Below are 24,557 nucleotides of genomic sequence, written 5' to 3'. Positions count from 1 at the left end.
TTCGTGAATCATGACGACAAACCAGCATCAAGGCAATTAATGGGTCCTGAGCCTAGAGGCGCGCCCGTGTGTAAATGATTTGGCTACCGATGATTGCGTTCGGGAACCTGAACTGAGTAGGGGTTAACCCCCGTACTCCCGAGGTATTGAGAGACCAAAGTAGGGGTTAGGTTTTCTAGAACGTGAGGGGTGTGGCTTTGGTGCGGGCGACCAGCCCCTTTGCTTCTAAGTCGAGTTGCACGCATTTGGCCCACCAACCGGATGTTTTTCCTTCTGGGAAAAGGTCGGGCGACAGATGTGGCTTCGTGGCTTCTTTTATTTCGGAGAAGGGCAATCCCGGAGCGCTGACGGGCATAATCTTGAGCAAAGCGACACGCATGTCTTGGTATTTATCCGCCCGCACATTTTCGGTGTGATCGGGAAAATTTACATTTTCGATAGTAATTTTTTCAAGGGACATAAAAAGAGAATATCGTTTTTGATTTAGTCGCCAAGATGCTTTTTGGTGACACCGGCCAGTCCGAAGCGATGCCGCCAATTTTGCATGAAGGCTGTGAAGCCCAAATCCTTCTCGCCAATGTGGCTAAAGGGGCATAAGGGGAGGTGATGAAACCAGTTACCCTTCAAGATGCACAAGCGTTGCCGCTTTGGCGCAGACCAATTGCGCTTTTGTTTGTTATGGCGATTGCGATGCCGATCGCGTTTTCAACGTGGTCTGCGTTGCTGAATAACTTCGTGATTGAAGCCGCTGGCTTTGATGGTTCCGACATCGGATGGCTGCATACTGTGCGTGAAATCCCCGGATTTTTCGCGGTTGGCGTGATCGCGATCATCATTTTCATGCGCGAGCAAGTCCTTGGGTTGGTCTCGCTGATCATGCTTGGAGTCGCGTCCGGAATTACGGCTTGGTTCCCTTCAATGGGCGGTATTTTGACGTTAACGATGTTGAGCTCTATCGGCTTTCACTATTATGAAACGGTAAACCAATCGCTTCAACTGCAATGGATCGACAAAAAGCGTGCGCCGCAGATGCTGGGCTGGCTCTTGGCGGCTGGATCTGGTGCCACGTTGCTTGCCTATGGCGCGATTGTGCTGACTTGGGAAACTTTTGGGCTGAGTTATAACTTTGTGTATCTGGCTTCAGGTGGGCTGACGGCGCTGATCGCGCTGGCCTGTTTCTTTATATATCCTCAGTTTGACGCACCGCATCCACAGCTCAAAAAGATGATCCTGCGCAAACGTTATTGGCTGTATTATGCGTTGCAATTCATGGCCGGTGCGCGGCGACAGATTTTTCTGGTTTTCGCAGGCTTCATGATGGTCGAGCGCTTTGGCTTTGAAGTGCATGAGATCACCGCACTGTTTCTGATCAACTTGGTCATCAATATCTTTGTTGCGCCTTTGATGGGGCGCGCCGTGGCGTATTTTGGGGAACAACGCACGCTTTTGTTTGAATATGCGGGGCTTGTAGCGGTGTTTCTGGCCTATGGCGGGATTTATTGGTTCGGTTGGGGCGTCGTGATTGCTGCGGGGCTCTACGTTCTTGATCATATCTTCTTTGCGCTCGCGCTTGCGCTGAAGACCTACTTTCAGAAGATTGCCGACCCGGGCGATATCGCACCGACGGCGGCTGTCGCTTTCACCATCAATCACATCGCGGCTGTCTTTTTGCCCGCGCTCTTGGGGTATCTGTGGCTGACATCGCCATCTGCGGTGTTTATCGCGGCGGCTGGTATGGCGACCATATCACTGCTGTTGGCTTTGTTGATCCCGCGCCATCCGGCACCTGGCAATGAAACACGTCTCACGAAACCCGTCCTTGCGGCGGCTGAATGATTTTCCAAGAAAGACCTCTCGCATGAGCATTACATACACAGCGTTGACCACCTTGATGGGCAAAGACCAAGCAGAGCGTTTGGGAGATGCGATGGAGCGACTGATACCGGAACCAACGGGAATCGGCGTGTTTGAAGTCGAAGATGGATCGGGCCTTTGGGAAGTGGGTGGCTATTTCATCGAAAGCCCAGATGCGGGCGGGCTTGATTTGCTGGCCGCCGCCTTTGGCGCGAAACCTTTTGTCGTTTCCGAGGTGCCAGAAACAGATTGGGTCGCGCATGTGCGTCGCGAACTCGCGCCTGTGTACGCAGGACGCTTCTTTGTGTATGGCAGTCATGATGCAGATCAGGTGCCTGAAGGGTGCGAACCTTTGCTGATCGAAGCGGCGATGGCCTTTGGCACAGGGCACCACGGCACGACGCTTGGTTGTTTGCGCGCATTGGATCGTCTCGCGGGGGAGGGCTTTGTTGGGCGATCCGTCGCTGACATAGGTTGCGGTACAGCTGTTCTGGCGATGGGCGCGGCGCGGATTTGGCCAAATGAGGTCTTGGCAAGTGACATTGATGAGGTCGCTGTAGATGTGGCGAAGGTCAATGTGACAGCAAATGGGCTGGAGGGACGTGTGAAATGTGTCGAAGCCGCTGGCTTTGATAACCCTGAGTTGAGTGCTGCGACGCCGTTCGATTTGATCTTTGCAAATATCCTAAAAGGGCCGCTGATTATGCTCGCACCCGAGATGTGCGCGAATCTACAGGCGGGTGGGTATCTGATTCTTTCGGGAATTTTGAACGAGCAGGCCGATGAGATCATCGAAGTTTATGCACGATCTGGAACCAATCTTACCTACCGGGAAGAGATTGGTGAATGGTCGTCATTAACACTTCGCAAAGCGGACTAATTTCAGAGCATTTATGACGATATCGCCGCATTTGCCCAGATTTCGCCACATTTGAAGTTTAGTTAGAATGAATACGATTGGTGGGGGCCAATCACCAGGAGGCTGCCATGGGAAATTCCCTGCTCCATAAGAAAACAGGTTTTGTGCTTTTGCCGGATCAAAAACGGCAGGCATCCACGGATTATATGACGATCGTTGACAAAAACGGTCTCATTCAAGTTGTTCCACGCAAGAAATCGCGTTTGTGGTCCACCGTGCCACTGCGTTTGATCATGCTCTTTTTTGTGCTCATCACCGTGTTCAAAGCGCTAGCCGTTTTGAATGTTGGACTTACAGCATACGAAGAGCAGCTCACCGCATTGGCGGCAGGAAACGTTGTTGAAAAAATCGGATCCTTTGTTCTCGTTATTGATCCTCTCACAAATGCGGTCATCCAAGGGATCGCACCTCTCGTTCGATAGTCGCTTCCAAGACTAGTTGCGCATTGATCCGCGCATAGAAAAGGCCGCTGCAGATGATGCAGCGGCCTTTTTTAATTCAAAGTCGTGAAGCGAGATGCTTAGAAGCGAAAATTGCCCTGAGCAACATCGTCAATGTCACCGCGGCACAGACCGATGTCTTCCAGCTCACGTGTGCTGAGAGCGTTCAGCGACTTGCGTGTTTGGCGCGCGTCATTCCATGTGGAGACAGCAGCGAAGAGGTTAACCAGCGCGGAGAAACCGCCGCCAGAGACGGATGTGGAGCGTGTGTTGTCGATAACAGCCATGATCGTATTCCTTTGGTGCGGACCGCCTTTGGGGCTGGTCAATGTTGTGTTCTGAGCCTCATCTAGGAGGGTCGATGCGGTTCGACAACTAATGTTTTTTGCATGGGAGCCATGCCAATGCTGCATGGCAGAAAGTGACGTTAAGGCACTTAAAAATATGGTAAAATTGTGGCTGTTGGCATGTCGTGTTTGGCTTGGTCTGTGACGATTTTGAATGTATAAAAGGAAGTCATGTCGCTTTTGGACCGCCTGTGGATAAATCCGACATTTGTTAACTTTCCTTTTCCTTTTGTTCGCGTTTCGTGCTACTGCAACAAAAAAACAACAGATCATATGATCGGTAACAATAGGTGCAGAGCAGCATGCGTGTTTTAGGGATTGATCCGGGTCTACGTAACATGGGCTGGGGGGTGATTGAGGTGGACGGCAGCCGTATGCGCCATCTTGGCAACGGGGTCTGCAAGTCAGAAGGTAAGGATTTGAGCCTGCGTTTGCTCTCACTTCACCGTCAGCTTAGTGAGGTCGTGCGTGAATACCAGCCAGACACGGCAGCAGTCGAGCAGACGTTTGTGAACAAGGACGGGGCAGGGACGCTGAAACTTGGTCAAGCGCGTGGCATTGCTTTGTTGGTGCCTGCGCAGGCGGGGCTTGAGATCGGCGAATACGCTCCGAATAAAGTGAAGAAAACGATCGTGGGTGTAGGACATGCCGCGAAAGAGCAAATCCAGCATATGGTGAAGCTGCAATTGCCCGGTGTTGTATTGAATGGCCCCGACGCGGCAGACGCGCTTGCGATTGCTATGTGTCACGCGCACTATACGCGCTCCACTCGTGTATGGGAAAAAGCGAAAGAGGCGGCGAACGGATGATCGGGAAACTCTCAGGACGCATAGATTACCGCGCGGGCGATCACGTGCTGATCGACGTGCGCGGCGTCGGTTATATGGTGTATTGCTCGGACCGCACCTTGGCAGGTTTGCCGGGGGCGGGCGAAGTTGTCGCTTTATATACGGATCTGTTGGTGCGTGAAGATAACTTGCAGCTGTTCGGTTTTACATCGCTGGTTGAGAAAGAGTGGCACCGTTTGTTGATGAGCGTGCAGGGTATCGGCGCGAAAGCATCTTTGGCGATCCTAGGGGCTTTGGGCGCTGATGGTGTCAGCCGCGCGATTGCACTGGGCGATGTCACCGCGATCAAGGCGGCCAAAGGCGTTGGGCCGAAAACGGCGCAGCGTGTGGTGATTGAATTGAAAGACAAAGCGCCGGGCGTGATGGCGATGGGAACCGGCTCTGTTGCGGAAGCGATGGGAGAAGTGCCTGCGTCGGATGATTTCGACGTGATTGAGACACCAAAGCGCAAGATTTCAGCCCCCAATGCCTCTGCTCAGGCGGAAGCGTTGTCGGCTTTGGGTAATCTTGGCTATTCACCTTCTGATGCAGCAGGAGCCGTGGCAGAGGCGGCAGGTGTTGAGCCTGATGCGGATGTGTCCACGCTAATCCGTTCCGCGCTAAAGCTGCTTGCGCCAAAATCATGATCCGCGCGTGCTCATCCGTCCTGACAGACGTCTTCGCAGAAAAGAATGTCGATGATTGATCCAGATCCCACCATGCGTCCGGCAGAGTTGCCCGAAGACAATGATCGCGCTTTGCGTCCACAAGCGCTTGATGAATTTATCGGCCAAGCGGCTGCGCGGGCGAACCTGAAAGTGTTTATCGAGAGCGCGCGAAGACGGGGGGAAGCGATGGATCACACGTTGTTTCATGGTCCACCTGGTTTGGGCAAAACGACGCTGGCGCAGATTATGTCGCGCGAATTGGGCGTTTCGTTTCGCATGACCTCTGGTGCTGTCTTGGCGAAAGCTGGGGATTTGGCGGCGATCTTGACCAATCTGGAATCGCGAGACGTTTTGTTTATCGACGAAATTCACCGTCTTAATCCTGCGATTGAAGAAGTGCTTTATCCGGCAATGGAAGATTTTGAGCTGGATCTGGTGATTGGTGAAGGACCTGCTGCACGCACAGTGCGCATTGAATTACAGCCCTTTACGCTTGTTGGGGCAACAACGCGGCTTGGCTTGCTAACCACGCCGTTGCGAGATCGCTTTGGTATTCCGACGCGACTGGAGTTTTATACAGAGGACGAGCTGTTCACGATTGTAGAGCGCAACGCGCGCAAGCTGGGTACGCCTGCGGATGAAGGGGGTGCGCGCGAGATCGCGAAACGCGCGCGCGGTACACCACGTATTGCGGGGCGTTTGCTGCGCAGAGTCGTGGATTTTGCGGTGGTCGAAGGGGATGGTCGTGTCACGCGTGAATTGGCGGACATGGCATTGACGCGGCTTGGTGTGGACAAGCTGGGGCTGGATGGCGCGGATCGGCGGTACTTGCGTTTGATTGCGGAGAATTATCAGGGCGGACCTGTAGGGATTGAAACCATGTCAGCAGCGTTGTCGGAAAGTCGGGATGCGCTCGAAGAGGTGATTGAGCCGTTCTTGTTGCAACAAGGTCTAATTCAGCGCACCCCGCGTGGGCGAATGCTTGCGCAAAAGGCATGGACTCATTTAGGAATGGCCGCACCAAATGGCCCTGATCAAGCGGGTTTGTTTGGGTGAGAGTGCGGGACGCTCCGCGGGAAGTTTATTTGGAAAGATGAAGATCAATGTTGGATGCAACAGAGATTGAGGCGCTGTTTACGCGCTCGGATGAAAGATATGTGTTTGCGCGCTGGGGGCGAGCAATTTCACCGGTTGTTTTTGGCGTAACGGACGAGACGTTGCAGGTGGTCAAAGGCGCGATTGAAGCGGTGTGTTTGGTGTCCAATCATCATATGGCGGAAACCGACCCTGAGCTTGGCAGCAATGCGATGTTTTTCTTCTTTAATGAATGGGCCGAGCTGCTTGAGGTTCCCAAGCTTGATGAGCTGGTGCCTGATTTGACAGGAATGGTCGCGCGCGTGAGTGCGGTGGACGCCAATCAATACCGCGTGTTTCGCTTTGATGAGGAGGGCGCGATCAAGGCGTGCTTTACCTTTATTCGCATGGACCAACATATGAGTAACGTGCCAGCCGAGACCTTGGCGCTCAGTCAAGCGGTGCAGATGATGGTGCTTTGGTCGGATCGCGCATTTGTCAGCGTGTCGCCTTTAGCGCTGATGGACGATGGCGGCGTGATCGTGAAGCCGGAGATTTCAGGGCTTTTGGCGGCTGCCTATGATGCCGTCATGCCCATCGCCGCGAATGACCCGAGCCATGCGTTGCGTTTGGCTGCGCGTATGCCGAAAAAGCAATAGGCGCGAATTATGCATGAATTTAGTTTGCGGGTATATTATGAAGACACCGACCTTGCGGGGATAGTGTACTATGCCAATTACCTGCGTTTCATAGAGCGTGGCCGGACCGAATGGGTCCGTGAACAGGGTATTGATCAGGTTCGTTTGAAAGAAGACGACGGTTTGGTTTTTGCCGTGCGCCGCGTCGAAGCGGATTATCTGGTGCCTGCGCGCTTTGATGACGAGCTGATCGTGCGCACGTCCGTAGAGCAAATGACGGGCGCGCGAATTGTGTTGAAGCAAGATGTCACGCGTGGCACTGACGTACTTTTTTCAGCGCAAGTAACCCTCGTTGCGCTCACGCTTGAAGGTCAGCTCACAAGACTTCCAGCGAATATCCGCCGAATCGTTCACTGATTTCAGCCGATCGCAGGCTTGATGCGCGCCAGATATTGGTTTTGTCGCTAATATCGTCTAAGGTTGATCATATTAAGAGCCGCATGAGTGGCCGGATTTGAGAAGAGCAGGCAAATGGAAGCAGAAACCCTTGCGATGGCGCAGGAGATTGATTTCTCCATGTGGGCGCTTTTTGCGCGCGCGACGATAACCGTAAAACTTGTGATGATCATGCTGGTTGTCGCGTCGATTTGGGCATGGTCCATCGTGGTGCAGAAATACATGCAGTACCGCACGGCGCGCTCTGAGCAGGCTGTGTTTGATCAAGCGTTTTGGTCGGGTGAGCCGCTGGACCAGTTGTTTGAGACAATAGGTGCCCAGCCTAATGGGGCGTCAGAGAAGATTTTTGCAGCTGGTATGACAGAGTGGCGCCGCTCGCATCGTGTGGACGGTGGTTTGATTGCAGGCGCGCAAAGCCGGATTGACCGCTCTATGGACGTGGCGATCGCGAAAGAAGCGGAAGAGTTGCAACAGGGCCTGTCGGTCTTGGCAACGGTGGGATCAACCGCGCCATTCGTGGGTCTGTTCGGAACGGTTTGGGGCATCATGAATGCTTTCATCGAGATTGCAGAAGCGCAAAACACCAACCTTGCCGTGGTCGCCCCCGGGATTGCGGAGGCGCTTTTGGCAACAGGTCTAGGGCTGCTCGCAGCGATTCCAGCCGTGATCTATTACAACAAATTCAGCGCGGATAGTGATCGTATCGTTGGCGGCTACGAAGCCTTTGCCGATGAGTTTGCCACCATTCTTAGCCGCCAGTTGGACAGTTAAGCCATGAGCGCGGGTGTCATTCAAAAAGACAGCGGTGGCGGCAAGCGGCGCAGACGGCGCGGTGGGCGTGCCAAGCCGATGGCGGAGATCAACGTTACACCGTTCGTCGATGTGATGTTGGTGCTGTTGATCATATTTATGGTTGCAGCACCGCTGATGACCGTTGGTGTGCCGGTTGAGTTGCCAAAAACCGCTGCTGGCGCGTTGCCCTCTGATGCGGAAGAGCCGTTGACGGTGACTATCGCAGCCGACGGGCGCATTTTGATCCAGACGACAGAAACCCAAAGCGCGGAACTTGTGACCAAGCTACAAGCGATCGCTGCAGAGCGTTCCAGCACGCGGGTTTATTTGCGCGCAGATGGTGCCGTGGCCTATGAGCAAGTTATGCAGGTCATGGGGGCGTTGAACGCAGGCGGGTTTAGCGACATTGGCCTTGTGACAGATACCGGCGGTCCTGAGCTCAACGCCGATCTAGCGGACAACTAGGGCGCGCGCGGTGCAAAAGAGCACCTATATCTCGGCAGGCGGTCACGCGCTGCTGCTCGGCTATGCCTTGTTCGGCGGGCTGTTTGAAGCGGAGCCGCTTGAATTGCCGAGCATGGATATTTCGGTGATCTCTGAAGCGGAGTTCGCAGCACTTACAGCGCCTGCACAGCCCCCTGATGTTGAACCGATTGCGCCTGAACCGGTGCTCAGCGCGCCAGAGCCTGAGACGGAGCCAACACCAGTTGTGCCCGAACCGGAACAGATCCCAGATCCAAGGCCAGAACCGCCTGCGATTGTAGAGCCAGAGCCGATCCCTGAGCCTGTCATTGAGCCAGAGCCCGTACCGGAACCTGCGCCAGAACCTGCGCCTGAGCCAGAAGCGGTGGTTATTCCTGACGCAGCACCTGATACGTCATTGCGTCCAAAGCCGCGTCCTGCGGACCGCGTTGCACCCGAAGCCGTGGCCGCACCTGAGCCGGATGTTGCAATTGACAACACTGCACAAGAAGCGACGCAACCCGATGAAAACGCAGAGCAAGTCGTGGAAGAGCAATCGCAGACAGCCCCTGAAGAGGCGGCAACTGAGATTGTGACAGAAGCAGAGCAACCCGCGGCATCAGCGCCAACGTCTACAGTGCGCCCCAAATCTAGGCCGCGTGAAACGGCCTCTGCGCCGGATACGTCGGCGGCTGTGAATGCTGCGTTGGCCGAAGCGTTGGGTGAACCCGCGGCGAGCGATGAGACGAGCGGGCCCACGTTGACGGCAGGTGAAACGAACGCGCTTCGCCTCGCGGTGCAGAACTGTTGGGTCGTAGATGTGGGCAGCCAAGCGGCGAATGTGACAGTGGTTATCGGCATGTCGATGGATGTGCGCGGCAAGGTCACGCCTGGTAGTTTGCGCCTTGTCAGCTCAACTGGTGGCGAAGGCTCGGCGGTCGAAACCGCCTTCCAATCTGCGCGCCGTGCCGTTTTGCGCTGTCAGAAAGAGGGTTACGAACTGCCGGATGATAAATACGAGCAGTGGAAAGAGATCGAGATGACCTTCAATCCGAAAGATATGCGCATTCGGTGAGTCTGATTGGTCACAAACTCGGCAAGCACCTGCCGATAGGGCGCAAAGCCCTTTTTTATAACATGAGCACGCCTTAGGGTGTGGGAAAAAGAACAAGCAGGACAGGCAATGACCCTGAGAATTTGTATCGCAGTTTTGGCAATGTGCGCATTGCCTTTCGCAAGCCTCGCGCAAAGCGGCCCGCTTCGCATTGAAATTACCGAAGGCGTGGTCGAACCCATGCCTTTTGCTGCGCCTAATTTTGTGGCGGAAAGCAGTGCGGCCAATGACTTCGCCGAGCGTCTTGCACGTGTCGTCGTCAGTGATCTGGCGGGGACGGGCCTGTTTCGCGAAGTGCCGCGTACGGCCTATATTAGCCAACTCACCAGCTTTGACGCACCTGTGCAATACGCCGATTGGAAAGCGATCAACGCGCAAGCTTTGGTCACGGGGGCCGTTAACGTAAGCGGATCGAACCTGAGCGTTAAGTTCCGTGTCTATGATGTGTTCTCTGGTGCCGAGCTTGGCTCTGGTTTGCAATTTGCTGGCACCACTCAGGGTTGGCGTCGTATGGCGCATAAAGTGGCTGACCAAGTCTATGCGCGCATCACGGGTGAAGATCCCTATTTCGATAGTCGTGTGGTTTATGTGTCTGAGCAGGGGCCAAAGGACAAGCGTCGCAAGCGTCTCGCGATCATGGATTATGACGGCGCGAATGTGCAGTATTTGACCGGTTCCGAGCATCTTGTGCTTGCGCCGCGTTTTTCTCCGACAGGGGACCGCGTGCTTTATACGTCTTATGAAACAGGCTTTCCACGCATCTATGTTCTGGATGTAGGTAACGTGCAGCGTCGGGTTCTTGAAAGCCAAGAAGGCTCGATGAGCTTTGCACCGCGTTTCTCGCCTGATGGGCGCACTGTGGTTTACTCTCTTGCGCGCGGCGGCAACACCGACATCTACCGCATGGACATTGCGAGCGGATCTAGTTCGCGTCTTACCTCTGCACCGTCGATTGAAACCGCGCCAAGCTATAGTCCCGATGGTAGCCGTATCGTGTTCGAGAGCGATCGCTCTGGCAGCCAGCAAATTTATATCATGGGTGCCAATGGTGGCGAGCCAAAGCGCATCAGCTTTGGCAAAGGGCGCTACGGCACCCCTGTGTGGTCGCCGCGCGGTGATTTGATCGCGTTTACCAAGCAATCCAAAGGACGCTTCCACATCGGCGTGATGCGCACGGATGGCTCTGAGGAACGCTTGCTAACCGCGTCTTTTCTTGATGAAGGGCCGACATGGTCGCCTAATGGTCGTGTGATCATGTTCACGCGTGAAACCCAAGGTGCGACTGGCTCGGCCTCGCTCTACTCCGTTGATATTTCGGGGCGAAACCTGAAACGCATTCCAACTGAAGGCGGCGCATCTGATCCATCATGGTCACCGCTTCAACGCTAAATAAGACGTCTAGAAACATAACAATAAGCAGTGAGACAGACAGATGAAAATGATCACCAAGGCAGTTCTACTGACCAGTGTGCTTGCGCTTGCCGCTTGCTCGAACAAATCCGATTTTGAGGGCGATGATTTCGTTGACCTGAACGCAGGCCCAAGCACGGGTATCGATGATAGTGCTGGCAACAGTTTTGAAGGCACGGGCGGGGTAAATGATCCAACCTCAGTGGCCTTCTTCCAGCAAAGCGTTGGCGACCGTGTGCTCTTTGAAGTGGATCAATCCACGCTGAACGGGCAGGGCCGCTTGATCCTTGATGGGCAGACCCGTTGGTTGACGCAAAACTCTGACTACACCGCCATCATCGAAGGGCACGCCGACGAGCAAGGCACGCGCGAGTATAACGTGGCTCTGGGGGAGCGCCGTGCAAACGCTGTTCGCGACTATCTTGTGTCCAAAGGCATCGCCAGCTCGCGACTTCGTGTTGTGAGTTTTGGCAAGGAACGCCCGATTGAGATTTGCAGCCAAGAGGGCTGTTATGCTAAGAACCGACGCGCGGTGACTGTGCTTGCAGCAGGGCTCTCCGGTTAAGATCTGGTTCTAAGGGAAGAGACATATGACGGCTCGTTTGACGAATGGTTTTGCAGCGGCCGCGCTGTCTCTTTGTATCGCTGCGACTGCGGGTTTGGCGCAAAGTAGCAATGAGCAGACCTTGGCGGATATTCGTCAGGATCTGACGGTGTTGTCCGTTGAAATGAAGCGCCTCAAGCGGGAGCTGTCTACGACTGGTGGCTCAGCGCCAGCAGTTGGCGGCAGTTCCGCGGGCGAGCGGATCGCGTCTGTAGAAGGTGAATTACAACGCCTCACAGGTGAGATCGAACAGCTTGAATTTCGTATTGATTCCATTGTGAAAGACGGCACGAACCGCATTGGCGATCTGGAATTTCGCTTGGTTGAATTAGAGGGTGGTGACGTCAGCACGCTCGGTGAAACCAGTACGCTTGGCGGTGGTGGAGCAGCCCCCGCAACACCTGCGGTTGTTGCTGCACCAAGTGGGACGGATTCTAGTAGCGCGCAGCTTGCCATGGGCGAACAAGCGGATTTTGACGCGGCCAAAGCGCTGATGGATGGTGGTGATGCTGCTGGCGCGGCGGCCCAGTTCGAGCTTTTTACGCAAAATTACCCCGGCAGTCCCTTGGAAGGTCAGGCGCGCCTAATGCAGGGCGAAGCGCATGACGCAGCAGGCAACACCCGCGAAGCTGCACGCGCGTATCTTGAGGGCTATTCCCGTGACCCCTCCAGCGATGTCGCGCCGGAAGCGTTGTTTCGTTTGGGTCGCACTTTGGGTCGTCTCGGCAAAGTTTCCGAGGCTTGCGTGACTTTGGGCGAGGTAGGTGTTCGCCACGCCGGCACATCTGCGGCAAGCAGCGCCCAAGCTGAAATGGCCGCGCTGAGCTGCAATTAATGCTCAACGAACCTCTCCTGAGTGGCTATCGCCCTTTAGGTGTAGCGGTCTCTGGCGGCAGTGACTCAACGGCGCTTTTGATCCTATGTGCTCAGTTATCGGGCACCGACGCATTGCGGGCTGTGACTGTGGATCATGGTCTTCGGGTCGACGCGCAGGCAGAGGCACGACAGGTTGCGCAACTCTGTGCGCGTCTCAAAATTCCGCATGATATCCTGAAATTAGATCTCAACGATGGCTCTGATTTGCAAGCGCGTGCGCGTACAGAACGATACGTGGCTTTGAGTGATTGGGCGCTGCAAAAGGGCGTTGATGCTGTTGCGCTAGGACATACCAAGGACGATGTCGCAGAAGGTTTCCTGATGCGTCTCGCGCGTGGTTCTGGCGTGGATGGGCTTGCGGCGATGCCTGAGATGTTTGAGCGCAACGGCGTTCGTTTTGTACGCCCGCTGCTGGGTACGTTGCGCCACGATTTGCAAACATACCTGCACGAGCACGGGCTGACTTGGAGCGAAGATCCTTCCAATCAAGACCCGCGTTTCACACGTGTTAAAATGCGCCAAGCCCAGCCGCACCTTGATGACCTTGGCCTCACCACCCAGCGCCTTAGTCAAACTGCTGACTGGATGCGTGCGGCGTCTGACGTCCTCGAAACGGCTGCGGATAGATGGATCGAACAAAACGCATGGGCGGATCATGGTGACGCTGTTTTCAACTTCAACGCGTTGCAAATCGCCCCTTTGGAGACTGCCGCGCGCGTCTTAAGCCGCGCTTTGTGCAATATCTCGGGTAATCTATATCGCCCGCGTTTTAGTGCGTTGTCAGATCTGCGATCAAGCTTAACCGCACAAACGCTGCATGGATGCCTAGCCTACCATCACGGCGAGACTTTGCGTCTCACGCGCGAGCCAAACGCAATCAAAGCAAAAGAAATGCGTTGGCTCATCAAAGGCCCGGTCTGTGCGTCGCACGTCATCAAACCACTCGGCGAAGCAGGCCTCAGACATATTCCAAATTGGCGCGATACAGCTCTTTTGCCGCGACGCTCATTGCTGGGCACGCCAGCGATTTGGCTGGGTGAGACCCTTGTCGCGGCTCCCATTGCAAGGCCCGATCCAAATTGGAGCGCAAGCACCGCCAACCCGCTTCATCTTTCAAAATAAACTTAAATCCCAAAGCTGCTCAGGGACGCGATGCTTTTTCAGTAATGCCAGAGGTGCCAACGCGCTGCGCCAAAACATCCTCGACCTCTGCTAATGTCACATCTCGTGCAGCGAGCATAACGAACAGATGATAGAGCACATCCGCGGCCTCAGATCGCAATGCTGCTTTGTCGCCTTTTACCGCTTCGATAATGGCTTCAATCGCTTCTTCGCCAAACTTCTCAGCGCATTTCTCAGGCCCTTTTGCGAACAGCTTTGCTGTCCAGCTCTGCGCGCCACCCTCGGCTTTGCGCGCTTCTATAGTCTCGAACAATTCGTGCAAAACGCTCATGTTAACCTCACCGGAATACCTGCGGCGGCCATATGCGCCTTTGCTTGTGCCACTGTATATTCACCAAAGTGGAAAATCGAAGCGGCCAAGACCGCGCTTGCGCCACCTTGCGTGACACCTTCGACAAGATGATCAAGATTACCAACGCCACCCGAGGCAATCACCGGCACATTGACGGCATCCGAAATCGCGCGCGTAAGCGGAAGGTTGAAACCTGATTTTGTTCCATCACGATCCATGGAGGTCAGCAATATTTCACCAGCGCCTTTTTCAGCCACGAGCATGGCAAATTCGACGGCATCAATCCCTGTGGACTTGCGGCCGCCGTGCGTAAAAATTTCCCAACGACCGGGTTCAACGGTTTTTGCATCAATTGCGCAAACAATACACTGGCTACCGAATTGATCTGCGGCCTCTGACAACACGTCAGGGCTGGCGACAGCGGCAGAGTTGAAGCTTACCTTGTCAGCCCCCGCGAGCAAAAGTGCGCGCACATCATCAACTTCGCGCACGCCGCCACCAACGGTTAAAGGAATGTAGCATTGCTCAGCGGTGCGCCGCACGACATCAAACATCGTTCCACGGTTTTCATGGGTTGCGTGAATGTCGAGAAAGCAAAGCTCATCCGCGCCAGCAAGGTCGTAGGCGCGCGCGCTCTCAACAGGATCGCCTGCATCGCGCAGACCAACAAAGTTGACGCCTTTAACAACGCGCCCGTCAGCCACGTCGAGGCAGGGGATGATACGCGTTTTAAGCATTTCCAAGCACCTTGAGAGCCTCGGTGAGATCAAGCGCGCCATCATAGAGCGCGCGCCCAGAAATCGCGCCGTTCAAGCCAGCTCCGCAATCGCGCAATGCGATCAGATCGTCCAGAGAGGACACACCACCAGAAGCGATCACAGGAATGGACACTGCGCGCGCCAATGCTGCTGTCGCCTCGATATTCGGTCCTTGCATTGCGCCATCGCGGTTGATGTCAGTGTATATGATCGCTGCCACGCCTGCGTCCTCGAACGAGCGGGCAAGGTCTGTCACCTCGACATTCGTCTCTTCGGCCCAGCCTTTTGTGGCGACCATGCCATTGCGCGCATCAATTCCGACGGCCACGTGACCCGGGAAGGCCTTGGCGGCTTCGCGCACCAGATCAGGGTTTTCGACGGCAACCGTTCCAAGGATCACGCGCTGCAAACCTTTTTCGAGCCAACGCTCGATCGTTGCCATATCGCGGATACCGCCACCCAATTGTGTGGGGACTTTGCACGCTTTCAAGATCGCCTCGACAGGGGCAGCATTCACTGGTTCACCCGCAAATGCGCCATTGAGATCAACCAGATGCAACCATTCGCAACCCGCATTCACGAACTCTAGCGCTTGCGCGGCAGGGTCGTCGCTGAACACAGTCGCCTTGTCCATTTCGCCGCGCAGCAAACGCACAGCTTGGCCGTCTTTCAGATCAATCGCGGGGTAGAGGATCATAGCGCAAAGCCTTTTTATTACTCGCGCATCCCATCGCACGAGATCGTCGATTTTGCAACGGGCGCAGCGTCAACTCTTGCTTTGTCGCAGGCGTCCTTGCACTCTTTGTCCAAACAAAAGGGAGAAAATCATGAAAACACTTCTAACAGCCGCCGCGCTTTCGTTGATCGCTGCCACTGGCGCGTTTGCTGATCCGGTCTTTGGCACTTGGCAAACCACGAAAGATGACAACGGTAACTACGGTCGTATCAACGTGTCCGCGTGTGGCAGTAAAATTTGTGGCGTGCTGACAAACTCGTTTGACTCATCAGGAAAAGCGTTCAAATCCGAGAACCAAGGTCGCAAACTGATTTGGGATATGGTCAACACAGGTGGCGGTAATTACGCCAAAGGCAAAGCCTATTCCCCTGATCGCGATAAGACCTACAACGGCAAACTCAAGCTGTCAGGCAACAAGCTCACAGTGCAGGGCTGCGTTTTGGGTGTATGTCGTGACGGTGGTACGTGGAGCCGCGTAAACTAGACGCTTACGGCGACCAAGTTAGAAAATTAGAGATTAGCCGCAGGCCGACCTGCTGGCTTTTCTCTGGATGAAACTGCATCCCGAGCATCGTATCACGTCCGACGATTGCAGTGATGTCCCCTGCATAATCCACATGGGCAAGGCGCTCAGAGGGTTTGGTGACATCGAAGTGATAAGAGTGCACAAAATAGGTGTGATCACCCGTTTCAATGCCTTCAAACACAGGGTGGGGCGTGTCGATCACCAGATCATTCCACCCCATATGCGGCACTTTCAAGCTTTTGTCGGCAGGGTCAATCTTGACCACTTCACCGTCGATCCAGCCAAGACCATCAGTATCTTCATACTCGCGTCCAAGGCTCGCCATTAGCTGCATTCCAACGCAGATGCCTAGGAAAGGGCGGGCTTTGACCGTAACCGCTTCTTGCAAGGCATCAAACAAGCCGCCCGTTCCTTTGAGCGCTTTCACGCAGGCTGGAAAGGCTCCGTCCCCAGGTAAAACAATGCGATCTGCGCGCGCGACAATGTCTGCGTCGCTCGTGACGACGACCTCACCTGCGTTAGCCTCTGATGCCATGCGGCCAAAGGCTTTCTCGGCGGAGTGCAGATTGCCGCTCTCATAGTCAATAATTGCTGTGAGCACTTAGAGCGTTCCTTTGGTTGAAGGTACTGCATCCGATTTGCGTGGATCCGTCTCAACCGCGATGCGCAACGCACGCGCGACGGCTTTGAAGGCGGCCTCGGCGATGTGGTGGCTGTTGAAACCGTGCAATTGATCAACATGCAATGTGATACCTCCATGCGTTGCAAAGGCTTGGAAGAATTCGCGCACGAGTTCGCAATCAAAAGTACCAATTTTTTGCGTTGGCAGCTCGACATTCCACACCAAGAAAGGGCGCGCAGAGAGGTCCAAAGCGCAGCGCACCTGCGCGTCATCCATCGGCAAGTGGCACGCGCCATAGCGCACAATTCCACGTTTATCGCCAAGTGCCTGTGTGAGGGCCTGACCGAGCGCGATGCCTGTGTCCTCCACCGTGTGGTGATCATCAATGTGCAAATCACCCTTGGCACGGATGGTCATGTCAATGAGCGAGTGGCGCGCCAGTTGATCCAACATATGATCGAAGAAACCAACGCCGGTCTGATTGTCATAGACACCTGTGCCGTCGAGGTTGATCTTAACGGAAATGTCCGTTTCGGCAGTTGCGCGTGTTACGTTAGCCGTCCGCATTGGGGCGCTCCTTAAAGCTTTGCAAGTTGCGGCCCTTATAGCAGCCGCGCGGCGCAGGCCAAGCGCTCACGTTTCGCGATTGCGCTGGCGTGACCTTCGTGCCAGCTTTGACGTAAGAAACATAAGGATTGCCCAAGATGTCTACATGCGTTTTCGTTCAAATCAGATGCAAACCCGGCACGACCTATACGGTTGCTGAAAAGATTGCATTCGAGGAAATTCACTCAGAGATTTACTCGACATCGGGCGAGTATGATTTGATCGTGAAGATGTATATCCCAGAGGGCGAAGATATTGGCAAATATATCAATGAGCATTTGTTGCCGATTGAAGGGATCGAGCGGTCCTTGACGACGATGACGTTCAAAGCGTTCTAGAAAAATGCTCGACGGGATTAAAATCGTTGAGATAGAAGGGCTTGGCCCTGCGCCTTTTGCGGGCATGATGCTCGCGGATTTGGGGGCAGAGGTCACCGTGATCCACCGTAAGGGAAAGGCTGGCAGCATCACCGCAGAAGCGAGTTTGCTCGATCGTGGCAAGCGTTCGATCGCGTTGGATTTGAAAGACCGCGCTGATTTGGAAGTTGCACGCGCTTTGATCGCGCAGAGTGATGGGGTGATCGAAGGGTTTCGCCCGGGGGTGATGGAACGTTTGGGTTTGGGGCCCGAGGTATGTCATGCGGACAACCCCAATCTGGTTTTCGGGCGCATGACAGGATGGGGACAAACGGGACCACGTGCGTTTCAGGCGGGTCATGATCTGAACTATATCGCCACGTCCGGCGCGCTTTATTACGCGGGCTTGCCCGATGATGCGCCTGTGACGCCTGCAACGCTGCTGGGTGATATTGGTGGCGGAGCATTGTATCTTGTGGCTGGCATCCTTTCAGGGATTATCAAAGCGGGACGCACAGGGCAGGGCTGTGTTGTGGATGCGGCGATTGTGGATGGTTCAGCCCATATGATGAATTTGTTGATGGCTTTGGGGCAGGGTGGTGGCCTATCCGAAATACGCGGCGCGAGCTTGCTTGATGGGCCGCATTGGTCGCGTAGCTATATGTGCGCTTGCGGTGGGCATATCACTGTGCAGGCGCTAGAGCCGCAGTTTTACAAGACACTTCTCGTTGCTTTGGATCTTGAGGCGGACGAAACGATGAGCGCGCAGCATGACGGGCGCCAATGGGGCGCTCAAACAGCGCGGTTCGCGGCAATTTTTCTAGAAAAATCGCGCGCTGAATGGGCGTTGCATTTTGAAGGGTCAGACGCTTGCGTTGCTGTCGTTTTGAACCCTTGGGAAGCCGCACAAGATCCTCATATGAAAGAGCGCGAAACATGGGGTTTTGAGAATGGTCATCTGCAAGCTAGCGCAGCGCCGCGCTTTGATGGGAAGATTGCGCGCTTGAAGAGTGCACCTGCAAGAGACGCGGATCGGGTCGAAATTTTGTCAGAACTCGACATTTAGGGCTGTGTTTTTGCTTGCAACATCCCATCGCTTCGCGCGATAGATTGATCCGCGCGGTCCCGTAGCTCAACTGGATAGAGCACCTGCCTTCTAAGCAGGGGGTTGGGGGTTCGATTCCTCCCGGGATCGCCAGTTTCTTTGGTCGTTAAACATGAAAAAAGCGCCGTTTTTACATAATTATTCTCCGGACTTAAGAGACAGTGCGAAGTCCGAAGCGGCTTGAGAACGGTGTGCCGCCGCCTGGGATTACGGACTTGCGCCGCGGCTTGCTCGACAAGAGCGGCATGGGCCAGAACATACGGGACATCTTGCGACCACCGCTCATAACCGAGTTCGAGCGTTTCTTTTTGCTGACCAGCGGCATAGGCCAAAACGGGCGCGAGGCGCGCTTGTTGCTCAAAGGTCGTTTTGTGCGATGGGGCTTTGTCATGCGCATCCCGAAGTTCGCGGTGATTGGACCATGCGGCACAGGAATATCAACCACGGAGAAGAACAGCGGGTGGTCCTTCATCACGCTTGGTGCGTGGTCGGGCTGCCAGGGGAGAACATGCTCTTCAGTTGCGCCGCTTGCGTCCAGCGGGTCTAGTTTACCCATGATGTCGCGCGCGAGGCGGGCTGCACCAAGAGGTTTGTAGGTCGCTTGGACAATCAAAGCGACGTTGCCAGCAGCAATCGCAGCGGCATAGGGCGCAATGGCGCTCTCGTGCACTTTTGCGCGTGCGAGATGCGCTTCTGCCGTGTCGCTATCGCTGATCAGGATGCACGAACGGCTTGGGAAGCCTCGGAACATCATTTGCTTCACGGCACGTTGTGCTGTGGCTTCATCGGCAAATAGGCGTGAAATGAGAGTTGTCATAGGGCCTCCGCTTGGTTGGATGGTATATTGCGTTTCGTCGTCTTTTTGAGCAAGGGCCAAATCACAAGGATGGCGGCCGCTAGGCTGATAATTTCTATCGTGAACACTATATTGTAGGGTGTTTGCGCCACGTTTCCAGTCGCCCCTTGCAAGCCGACAACAAGATCACGTACGACACCTGCCAATGCAACGCCGAGTCCTGCGGATGTCGCTTGCGCAGCACCCCATGCACCAAGCGCGAGGCCGACCTGTTCACGTGGTGCCGCGCGCATGGTCGCGGTCAGAGTTGCGTGGCCAAATAGACCTGCGCCGACACCCACAAGGAATGTTCCAATTAAAAAGCTGATCGTGCCACCATCGAGGGAGGCAAAAATAATTGCGCCAAATCCGGGAATGCCAAAAGCAATCCCCGCTAGGGCCACGTTGTGAGGCAAGCTTGTTTGGCTCAAAAGCCGCGACGCGATGGCGAAGCCAATAAGCGTGCCGCCTGCAAAAAGCGCAGTCAATTTCGTGGTGCTCGCAACAGAAAGACCCAAGGCTTGGCCACCGTAGGGTTCTAGCAAAACATCGGCCATGCCAAATCCAAAGGTGCCAAGGCAAATCACGATTAAGAGACGTATCATCCCTTCTGTTTGCGCCAAATTGGTAAAAGCGACCTTAAAGGGCAGGGGCTTTGCGACTTTCATTTCTTGTGCGCGCTCACGATTGCGCGCTTCTTGCTTCCACATGGCACATAGGTTGAGCGCGACAGTGATCACAGCCGTCCCTTGGATGATCTGCACAAGGCGACCGGGGGTGTAGTGTTCGAGCAATGCACCGTAGATTAGAGCGCTGACCATCATGCCGAGCAAAAGCATCACATACATCAGACCGACGACTTTGGGTTGATCTTCTTCTTTGACCAAATTAGTTGCCAGAGCCAAACCAACAGTTTGCACGATATGCACGCCCGCACCGACCAGAAGGAACGATAGCGCAGCGGCGCTCAATCCGATCCAGCGCGGAGCGTCATAGGCTTCGCCGTAACCAGAGAGCACCAAAAGTGCAAAAGGCATGATCGCGAAACCGCCAAATTGGCAAAGCGTGCCTTTCCAGATGTAGGGAATGCGCCTTAAACCAAGGGCAGAGACGTGCGTATCTGATTTATAGCCGATCAGAGTGCGAAAAGGGGCGAACACAAGTGGCAATGCCAACATGACTGCAACTAAAGTGGCGGGGACAGAAAGCTCAACGATCATTACACGGTTCAGCGTACCCACCAACATGACGAGCGCCATGCCTACGGTCACTTGGAACAGTGAGAGGCGCAACAGGCGTGAAAGGGGTACATCTTCGCTCGCGACATCGGCGAAAGGGAAATATTTCGTTCCCATATTCGCGAGTTTCTGAGTGGCGAAGGTGCGGTAGTTGAACATTTGAGTTGATCTATGACACTGCGTTGCAGCGCCATTGTTCCTTAAGGTCTAAAATTGGGTGGGATGGGGCCCACCTGCAATAGCGTGGCAGGCCCAATCGTTTTTAGTAAGCCAAAAGCTACAGATCGCTTGCCTGAAGCTTTTGCGGATCTTTCAGGATTGCTTGAGTTTGTGTGCCATCCGGTAGGATAACGGTCACTTCAAGTCCGTCCTTTGCAGGCACCGCGTAAGATACGGTCGCTGCTTTCATCGCCGATTCGTCAACAATCGCGGCTGCTGCCATCTTGTCGCCGGTGCCCATAGGAACGCCTTGCAAGAAGTCAGCTACCCAAGATGTGTTCTTAACGACTTGAAGATGCACAGCAAAAGAGCCGACAGCTACTGCGCCAAGAAACAACGGAACGCCAACTGTCGGAGATACGACAAGCCACATTTTTGCATTATTCATAGTGTGTCTCCTCTATCCCAGCCAAGGCGTCGCGATTGCGACAAGCATGTGTGCGAGCAGTGCGATCACGCCGAAAACACGTGTGCCATCAATAAGATAGCTGTGTACTTCTTCTGCTTCATCTAGCGTTAGGCCAGTTGGCCAAACTTTGTTTTCATCCGCCATTTGAGTCCTCCTTTAACGGTGGAGGGAGCAAGTCATTGAAATTCCATTACAAAACATAGTGTGAATTTAAAAACAGTCTCCCATGAGCGACATTTTGTCACAAGGCATTGACATCGTCAATGTAACGCAAAGTTGACACTTTGGCTGCGAGAGTTCCTAAAGTCAGAAAAAGTATAGCAAAATCAACTGCGTAAAATTACTTATCACGGCGCGAAAAAATCGCTTGTAAATTATTTGGGGGATTGTTGTGCGAAAGCGTTCACATGACACGCCGAAAAACTCTACCGCGAGCTCTGGGACCGTCGTCTCAATCCAGTAGCCCAGCGCACCGGAACACCGTTTTGGCAGGCTGCGAAGGGATACGTCGATGCAGGAGGAGAGGCACGGTTTCTGCCGAAACTGATCCGACACTTTGGCGAGGCGACACTGATCGAGGATATCGACGAACCAGAAATCGTGAACGCAGGCGTGGCAATCTATCCAGGACGCGCCCCAGATACGATCCGACGTCAGGTGCGGGTTCCCATCACTGCGGTGATCCGGTGGGCCCAAGGCAACCGGCGACGACCATCCACAGACAACAAGCGGGTGCGCTGGCTGACACCAGAGGAAGCGGAGGCGTTGCTTCAGGCTGCTGCATCGATGACACTGCCACGCCACGCCAACCCCGAACCCTACACGCTGGCCAAGGTCGCGTTTCTGCTCGGCTCCGGCTGTCGGACCGGTGAGTGCTTCGCAGTCAACGTCGCCGATTGGAATGGAGGCTCGGCGCAGCTCTGGATCCCCGCGATCGAGGTGGGTGCAGGCAAGACACGCAGCTCGGCGCGGTGGGTGAAACTGCCGGACCGTTCGGTCGAACTCATGGGTGATCTGCCGATCAAAGGCCGCATGTTCCGAACCCCCTACGGCAAAGAGATAAAACTGATCCAAGGCGGTGGCGGGCAGATGCAGGCGTCGTTTAACAAAGCACGGGACCTGGCTGGCCTCGGAGACGACGTGACGCCCCACGTGTTACGCCATACATGGGCGACTTGGTTCTATGCGCAGACCCGCGACTTTGGGGGGCTCATGGACCAGGGGGGCTGGTCAAAAGCTGACATGGCGAACCGATATCGAAAACTGGCCCCCGATGACCTCTCCGAACGTCTGCTCAAACATGGCTGGGACTTCCGGCCTGAAATGCCAGAGGACCGGAGAAGCAAGCTGCGCGTCGTCAGCGATGGCTAAACACGACTGCGACTGTACAGCGGCACCCACTACACAGACACCCGCGGGGATTGGTCACAATGGCGGGCCAACCACGCCCCTGTTCGGCCTTCACGCCGCATGGCTCCGGTTCGCGAATGAATTGGAGCTGCGCAGGCTGGCCAAGCTGCACCTCCGGATCGAGCGCAAGAAAGCATCGATGAAGGTTTTGGTTGGCGAGCGTCAGCGCATCATGAACCGCTGCATCCGCCGAATGCGACGCAGCACGGGCCGAGGGTAATCTACTCACTCCACAGGTTAATTTGAAATTGAGGGATGGTCCGACTAACGTGGGCAATACGTTGGCTTACGTTCGAGAGAATTTGAAACTAGGGATGCTTTTGTTGCCATGAAAGATAAGATCTATTTTACTCACATGATCAACGGAACAAGCAGAAAGCTCTTTTCGGCGAGCCTAGCAAAAGATGGGTCAGTGGTACTTGGCCTAAAGTCGGCGGGGACATTACGGCATATTCCTGAGCTGGATCAAGCGAACCGCCGCTCCCTTGGATCGGAAGCGCAAGACCATTCGCCGGTCGATGACCAGCATTATTCAATACATCCTTCTAAAAGCTCCAAATTCTGCCTTACGACGATAAAATTCACAGTGGGTCTACAGAATAGCCTCAATAAACTGGAAACTTATGGATCATATTATGGATTGGGCGAAGGGAACTTGGCTCCAGTATTCAGTCATTTGGTTTCTGACCGTTCGTCTGACCGGTTCCAACTGAAAGAGAAAGAAGAGCGATCATCCGAATTAATCGGCTCGTACGATCCCCGAGAACAAACCCTCCTATTCAGTGTTTACGTGACGAAACGTGAACCAAAGAAAAACGAGCTAGAAAGCACCTATTTTTCTACCAAAATTCATAAGGTCGGCGAGTTTTACCTAGTCATCTGCGCATCAGTATGTGGCTGGCCTGCCAGAGATCAGGCAAACTTATTGCATTTCGGCAATGTGAATAAAGATATTGTAGAACCAGGTGCTCAGATGATTGAGGCCAAAACAGGGACTATTTCTTGTACACAATTGGAGAAAAACATACTGCTAGGGTATATTGAGAATATAGGAGGCTACCTTTCACTCATCTCGAGTATTGACGGCACCGACTACAGGTGTCTGCAGAAAATTCCGGTATCTCCGCTGCCGATATAGACCTGTCGGACCGCCTGCTCGCGAACGGGTGAAATTTCCGGCCTGAGATGCAATTGGACCGGAGAAGCAAACTTCGCGTTGTTGGCGATGACTAAGTGGGGCCGGATTGTACAGGCGCATTGCCCGATGGGTCGACCACTTGAGTCCAGCGCTCGCAAATCACGGCCCAATCGCCATATCGCGGAGCGATTTAGTTCTTGCGGACTTTCCGGCTATCACATTGTTCATCTAAAGGTTCGCTTTGGTTTTCTCGTCATTTCATTGCGTCTACGTCATGGTATGAGGGTCAACGGCAAAGCCCCTAAGACGTTTGGAGAAGGATGATGTCACATTGCATTCTACATATCGGTTGGCACAAGACAGGCACGACCACGCTGCAACAGTTTTCCTATCAAAACAGGGATAAGCTCGCTGCCATTGGCGTTCACTATCCCGATTGGAACCATAATCATGGTGCCGCGCTCGTTTCTACTTTTCGGCAAGATACCGGATATTATTTTGCAGAAACTTTTGTGCCTCCTCGTCCCAAATTCGCGCATATTGCACCGGCAGAATGGGGCCGTAGTGTTTTCCAAGACGCTATCAGGTTTGACCTGCCCCCCGAAACTTCCCTCAGTTTAATGTAGAGTTTGCTCAACCATCGA

General features: G+C 54.3%; 31 protein-coding genes and 1 tRNA gene. 21 read left to right on the top strand and 11 right to left on the bottom strand.

Annotated elements, in window-relative coordinates; translation table 11 throughout:
* Positions 1-175: 175 nt before the first annotated feature.
* The gene (locus PFRI_RS15355; RefSeq protein ID WP_072631583.1) at positions 176-460 is read right to left on the bottom strand and encodes a DUF6958 family protein; all 285 of its coding nucleotides are present in this window, start codon (positions 458-460) and stop codon (positions 176-178) included.
* A gap of 143 nt (positions 461-603) precedes the next feature.
* On the opposite strand from PFRI_RS15355, the gene PFRI_RS15350 reads away from it, so the two are divergent.
* The 3 genes from PFRI_RS15350 to PFRI_RS15340 all read left to right on the top strand — a co-directional run bounded on the left by PFRI_RS15350 (position 604) and on the right by PFRI_RS15340 (position 3,195).
* Entirely contained in the window at positions 604-1,836 is a 1,233-nt protein-coding gene (locus PFRI_RS15350) for an MFS transporter (RefSeq protein WP_072631582.1), read from the top strand.
* Between the two features lie 22 nt (positions 1,837-1,858).
* Positions 1,859-2,734 carry a 50S ribosomal protein L11 methyltransferase gene (locus PFRI_RS15345; protein ID WP_072631581.1) on the top strand — a complete coding sequence of 292 codons (876 nt, stop codon included), beginning with the start codon at positions 1,859-1,861 and terminating at the stop codon, positions 2,732-2,734.
* A gap of 107 nt (positions 2,735-2,841) precedes the next feature.
* Positions 2,842-3,195, top strand: coding sequence for a hypothetical protein (locus PFRI_RS15340; protein ID WP_072631580.1), 354 nt, complete (start codon positions 2,842-2,844; stop codon positions 3,193-3,195).
* 98 nt (positions 3,196-3,293) lie between these two features.
* On the opposite strand, the gene PFRI_RS15335 is transcribed toward PFRI_RS15340, so the two are convergent.
* On the bottom strand, positions 3,294-3,500 hold the full coding sequence (locus PFRI_RS15335; RefSeq protein WP_072631579.1) for a DUF1127 domain-containing protein: 207 nt from the start codon (positions 3,498-3,500) through the stop codon (positions 3,294-3,296).
* A gap of 362 nt (positions 3,501-3,862) precedes the next feature.
* Between PFRI_RS15335 and ruvC the strand changes: the two genes are divergently transcribed.
* The 12 genes from ruvC (at position 3,863) to tilS (ending at position 13,603) form a co-directional block, all read left to right on the top strand.
* The gene (gene ruvC, locus PFRI_RS15330) at positions 3,863-4,369 is read left to right on the top strand and encodes a crossover junction endodeoxyribonuclease RuvC (protein ID WP_072631578.1); all 507 of its coding nucleotides are present in this window, start codon (positions 3,863-3,865) and stop codon (positions 4,367-4,369) included.
* Entirely contained in the window at positions 4,366-5,034 is a 669-nt protein-coding gene (gene ruvA / locus PFRI_RS15325; protein ID WP_072631577.1) for a Holliday junction branch migration protein RuvA, read from the top strand. Before ruvC ends, ruvA begins: the two co-directional genes overlap by 4 nt.
* 51 nt (positions 5,035-5,085) lie before the next feature.
* Positions 5,086-6,111: a Holliday junction branch migration DNA helicase RuvB gene (ruvB, locus tag PFRI_RS15320; RefSeq protein WP_072631576.1), complete on the top strand. Its 1,026-nt coding sequence runs from the start codon at positions 5,086-5,088 to the stop codon at positions 6,109-6,111.
* A 47-nt stretch (positions 6,112-6,158) separates the two neighbouring features.
* The gene (locus PFRI_RS15315; RefSeq protein ID WP_072631575.1) at positions 6,159-6,788 is read left to right on the top strand and encodes a hypothetical protein; all 630 of its coding nucleotides are present in this window, start codon (positions 6,159-6,161) and stop codon (positions 6,786-6,788) included.
* Between the two features lie 6 nt (positions 6,789-6,794).
* Positions 6,795-7,184, top strand: a complete 390-nt coding sequence (gene ybgC / locus PFRI_RS15310; protein ID WP_072631574.1) for a tol-pal system-associated acyl-CoA thioesterase — start codon at positions 6,795-6,797, stop codon at positions 7,182-7,184.
* A 114-nt stretch (positions 7,185-7,298) separates the two neighbouring features.
* Complete coding sequence (tolQ, locus tag PFRI_RS15305) at positions 7,299-7,994, top strand: protein TolQ (RefSeq protein ID WP_072631573.1); 696 nt, start codon at positions 7,299-7,301, stop codon at positions 7,992-7,994.
* A gap of 3 nt (positions 7,995-7,997) precedes the next feature.
* Positions 7,998-8,480 carry a protein TolR gene (tolR, locus tag PFRI_RS15300; protein ID WP_072631572.1) on the top strand — a complete coding sequence of 161 codons (483 nt, stop codon included), beginning with the start codon at positions 7,998-8,000 and terminating at the stop codon, positions 8,478-8,480.
* Between the two features lie 10 nt (positions 8,481-8,490).
* Positions 8,491-9,552, top strand: a complete 1,062-nt coding sequence (locus PFRI_RS15295) for a cell envelope integrity protein TolA (protein ID WP_072631571.1) — start codon at positions 8,491-8,493, stop codon at positions 9,550-9,552.
* A gap of 108 nt (positions 9,553-9,660) precedes the next feature.
* Positions 9,661-10,980 (top strand): Tol-Pal system beta propeller repeat protein TolB, encoded by a 1,320-nt coding sequence (gene tolB / locus PFRI_RS15290; protein ID WP_072631570.1) that lies wholly within the window; start codon positions 9,661-9,663, stop codon positions 10,978-10,980.
* 43 nt (positions 10,981-11,023) lie between these two features.
* Positions 11,024-11,566, top strand: coding sequence for a peptidoglycan-associated lipoprotein Pal (pal, locus tag PFRI_RS15285; RefSeq protein ID WP_072631569.1), 543 nt, complete (start codon positions 11,024-11,026; stop codon positions 11,564-11,566).
* Positions 11,567-11,591: 25 nt separating this feature from the next.
* Positions 11,592-12,440, top strand: a complete 849-nt coding sequence (locus PFRI_RS15280) for a tetratricopeptide repeat protein (protein ID WP_072631568.1) — start codon at positions 11,592-11,594, stop codon at positions 12,438-12,440.
* Positions 12,440-13,603, top strand: a complete 1,164-nt coding sequence (tilS, locus tag PFRI_RS15275) for a tRNA lysidine(34) synthetase TilS (protein WP_072631567.1) — start codon at positions 12,440-12,442, stop codon at positions 13,601-13,603. The genes PFRI_RS15280 and tilS overlap by 1 nt, the downstream gene beginning before the upstream one ends.
* A 19-nt stretch (positions 13,604-13,622) precedes the next feature.
* Here tilS and PFRI_RS15270 read toward each other — a convergent pair whose 3' ends face one another.
* From PFRI_RS15270 to hisA, 3 genes are read right to left on the bottom strand one after another with little or no spacing between them, the layout of a single operon-like run.
* Positions 13,623-13,934, bottom strand: coding sequence for a phosphoribosyl-ATP diphosphatase (locus tag PFRI_RS15270; protein WP_072631566.1), 312 nt, complete (start codon positions 13,932-13,934; stop codon positions 13,623-13,625).
* Positions 13,931-14,692, bottom strand: a complete 762-nt coding sequence (hisF, locus tag PFRI_RS15265; protein ID WP_072631565.1) for an imidazole glycerol phosphate synthase subunit HisF — start codon at positions 14,690-14,692, stop codon at positions 13,931-13,933. Before hisF ends, PFRI_RS15270 begins: the two co-directional genes overlap by 4 nt.
* On the bottom strand, positions 14,685-15,410 hold the full coding sequence (gene hisA, locus PFRI_RS15260; protein ID WP_072631564.1) for a 1-(5-phosphoribosyl)-5-[(5-phosphoribosylamino)methylideneamino]imidazole-4-carboxamide isomerase: 726 nt from the start codon (positions 15,408-15,410) through the stop codon (positions 14,685-14,687). Before hisA ends, hisF begins: the two co-directional genes overlap by 8 nt.
* 130 nt (positions 15,411-15,540) lie before the next feature.
* On the opposite strand from hisA, the gene PFRI_RS15255 reads away from it, so the two are divergent.
* A complete protein-coding gene (locus tag PFRI_RS15255; protein ID WP_072631563.1) occupies positions 15,541-15,933 on the top strand; it encodes a DUF2147 domain-containing protein in 393 nt (130 codons plus the stop codon).
* A gap of 4 nt (positions 15,934-15,937) precedes the next feature.
* On the opposite strand, the gene hisH is transcribed toward PFRI_RS15255, so the two are convergent.
* Both hisH and hisB read right to left on the bottom strand, forming a co-directional pair.
* A complete protein-coding gene (gene hisH / locus PFRI_RS15250; protein ID WP_072631562.1) occupies positions 15,938-16,576 on the bottom strand; it encodes an imidazole glycerol phosphate synthase subunit HisH in 639 nt (212 codons plus the stop codon).
* On the bottom strand, positions 16,577-17,164 hold the full coding sequence (gene hisB, locus PFRI_RS15245) for an imidazoleglycerol-phosphate dehydratase HisB (RefSeq protein ID WP_072631561.1): 588 nt from the start codon (positions 17,162-17,164) through the stop codon (positions 16,577-16,579).
* A gap of 137 nt (positions 17,165-17,301) precedes the next feature.
* Here hisB and PFRI_RS15240 point away from each other — a divergent pair, with 137 nt between their 5' ends.
* From PFRI_RS15240 to PFRI_RS15230, 3 genes are all read left to right on the top strand, one after another.
* Entirely contained in the window at positions 17,302-17,541 is a 240-nt protein-coding gene (locus tag PFRI_RS15240) for an Lrp/AsnC family transcriptional regulator (protein WP_072631560.1), read from the top strand.
* A 4-nt stretch (positions 17,542-17,545) separates the two neighbouring features.
* Positions 17,546-18,625 carry a CaiB/BaiF CoA transferase family protein gene (locus tag PFRI_RS15235; protein WP_072631559.1) on the top strand — a complete coding sequence of 360 codons (1,080 nt, stop codon included), beginning with the start codon at positions 17,546-17,548 and terminating at the stop codon, positions 18,623-18,625.
* 55 nt (positions 18,626-18,680) lie between these two features.
* Positions 18,681-18,757, top strand: a tRNA-Arg gene (locus tag PFRI_RS15230).
* Between the two features lie 58 nt (positions 18,758-18,815).
* On the opposite strand, the gene PFRI_RS15225 is transcribed toward PFRI_RS15230, so the two are convergent.
* The 4 genes from PFRI_RS15225 to pufB form a co-directional block, all read right to left on the bottom strand.
* A complete protein-coding gene (locus PFRI_RS15225) occupies positions 18,816-19,481 on the bottom strand; it encodes a hypothetical protein (RefSeq protein ID WP_072631558.1) in 666 nt (221 codons plus the stop codon).
* Positions 19,478-20,896, bottom strand: a complete 1,419-nt coding sequence (locus PFRI_RS15220) for a PucC family protein (protein WP_072631557.1) — start codon at positions 20,894-20,896, stop codon at positions 19,478-19,480. The genes PFRI_RS15225 and PFRI_RS15220 overlap by 4 nt, the downstream gene beginning before the upstream one ends.
* 118 nt (positions 20,897-21,014) lie before the next feature.
* Positions 21,015-21,344, bottom strand: a complete 330-nt coding sequence (locus PFRI_RS15215; protein ID WP_072631556.1) for a light-harvesting protein — start codon at positions 21,342-21,344, stop codon at positions 21,015-21,017.
* A 12-nt stretch (positions 21,345-21,356) separates the two neighbouring features.
* Positions 21,357-21,509: a light-harvesting antenna LH1, beta subunit gene (gene pufB, locus PFRI_RS15210; RefSeq protein WP_072631555.1), complete on the bottom strand. Its 153-nt coding sequence runs from the start codon at positions 21,507-21,509 to the stop codon at positions 21,357-21,359.
* Between the two features lie 468 nt (positions 21,510-21,977).
* Between pufB and PFRI_RS15205 the strand changes: the two genes are divergently transcribed.
* Together PFRI_RS15205 and PFRI_RS15195 are read left to right on the top strand one after the other, a co-directional pair.
* A complete protein-coding gene (locus PFRI_RS15205) occupies positions 21,978-22,736 on the top strand; it encodes a tyrosine-type recombinase/integrase (RefSeq protein WP_170124871.1) in 759 nt (252 codons plus the stop codon).
* A gap of 367 nt (positions 22,737-23,103) precedes the next feature.
* The gene (locus tag PFRI_RS15195; RefSeq protein ID WP_072631552.1) at positions 23,104-23,913 is read left to right on the top strand and encodes a hypothetical protein; all 810 of its coding nucleotides are present in this window, start codon (positions 23,104-23,106) and stop codon (positions 23,911-23,913) included.
* The last annotated feature ends 644 nt before the right edge of the window (positions 23,914-24,557 follow it).

This window comes from Planktotalea frisia, from assembly GCF_001890925.1.
Lineage (GTDB): Bacteria > Pseudomonadota > Alphaproteobacteria > Rhodobacterales > Rhodobacteraceae > Planktotalea > Planktotalea frisia.
Note: the sequence above shows the minus strand (reverse complement) of the source record. Positions and strands in the feature narration are given on the sequence as shown.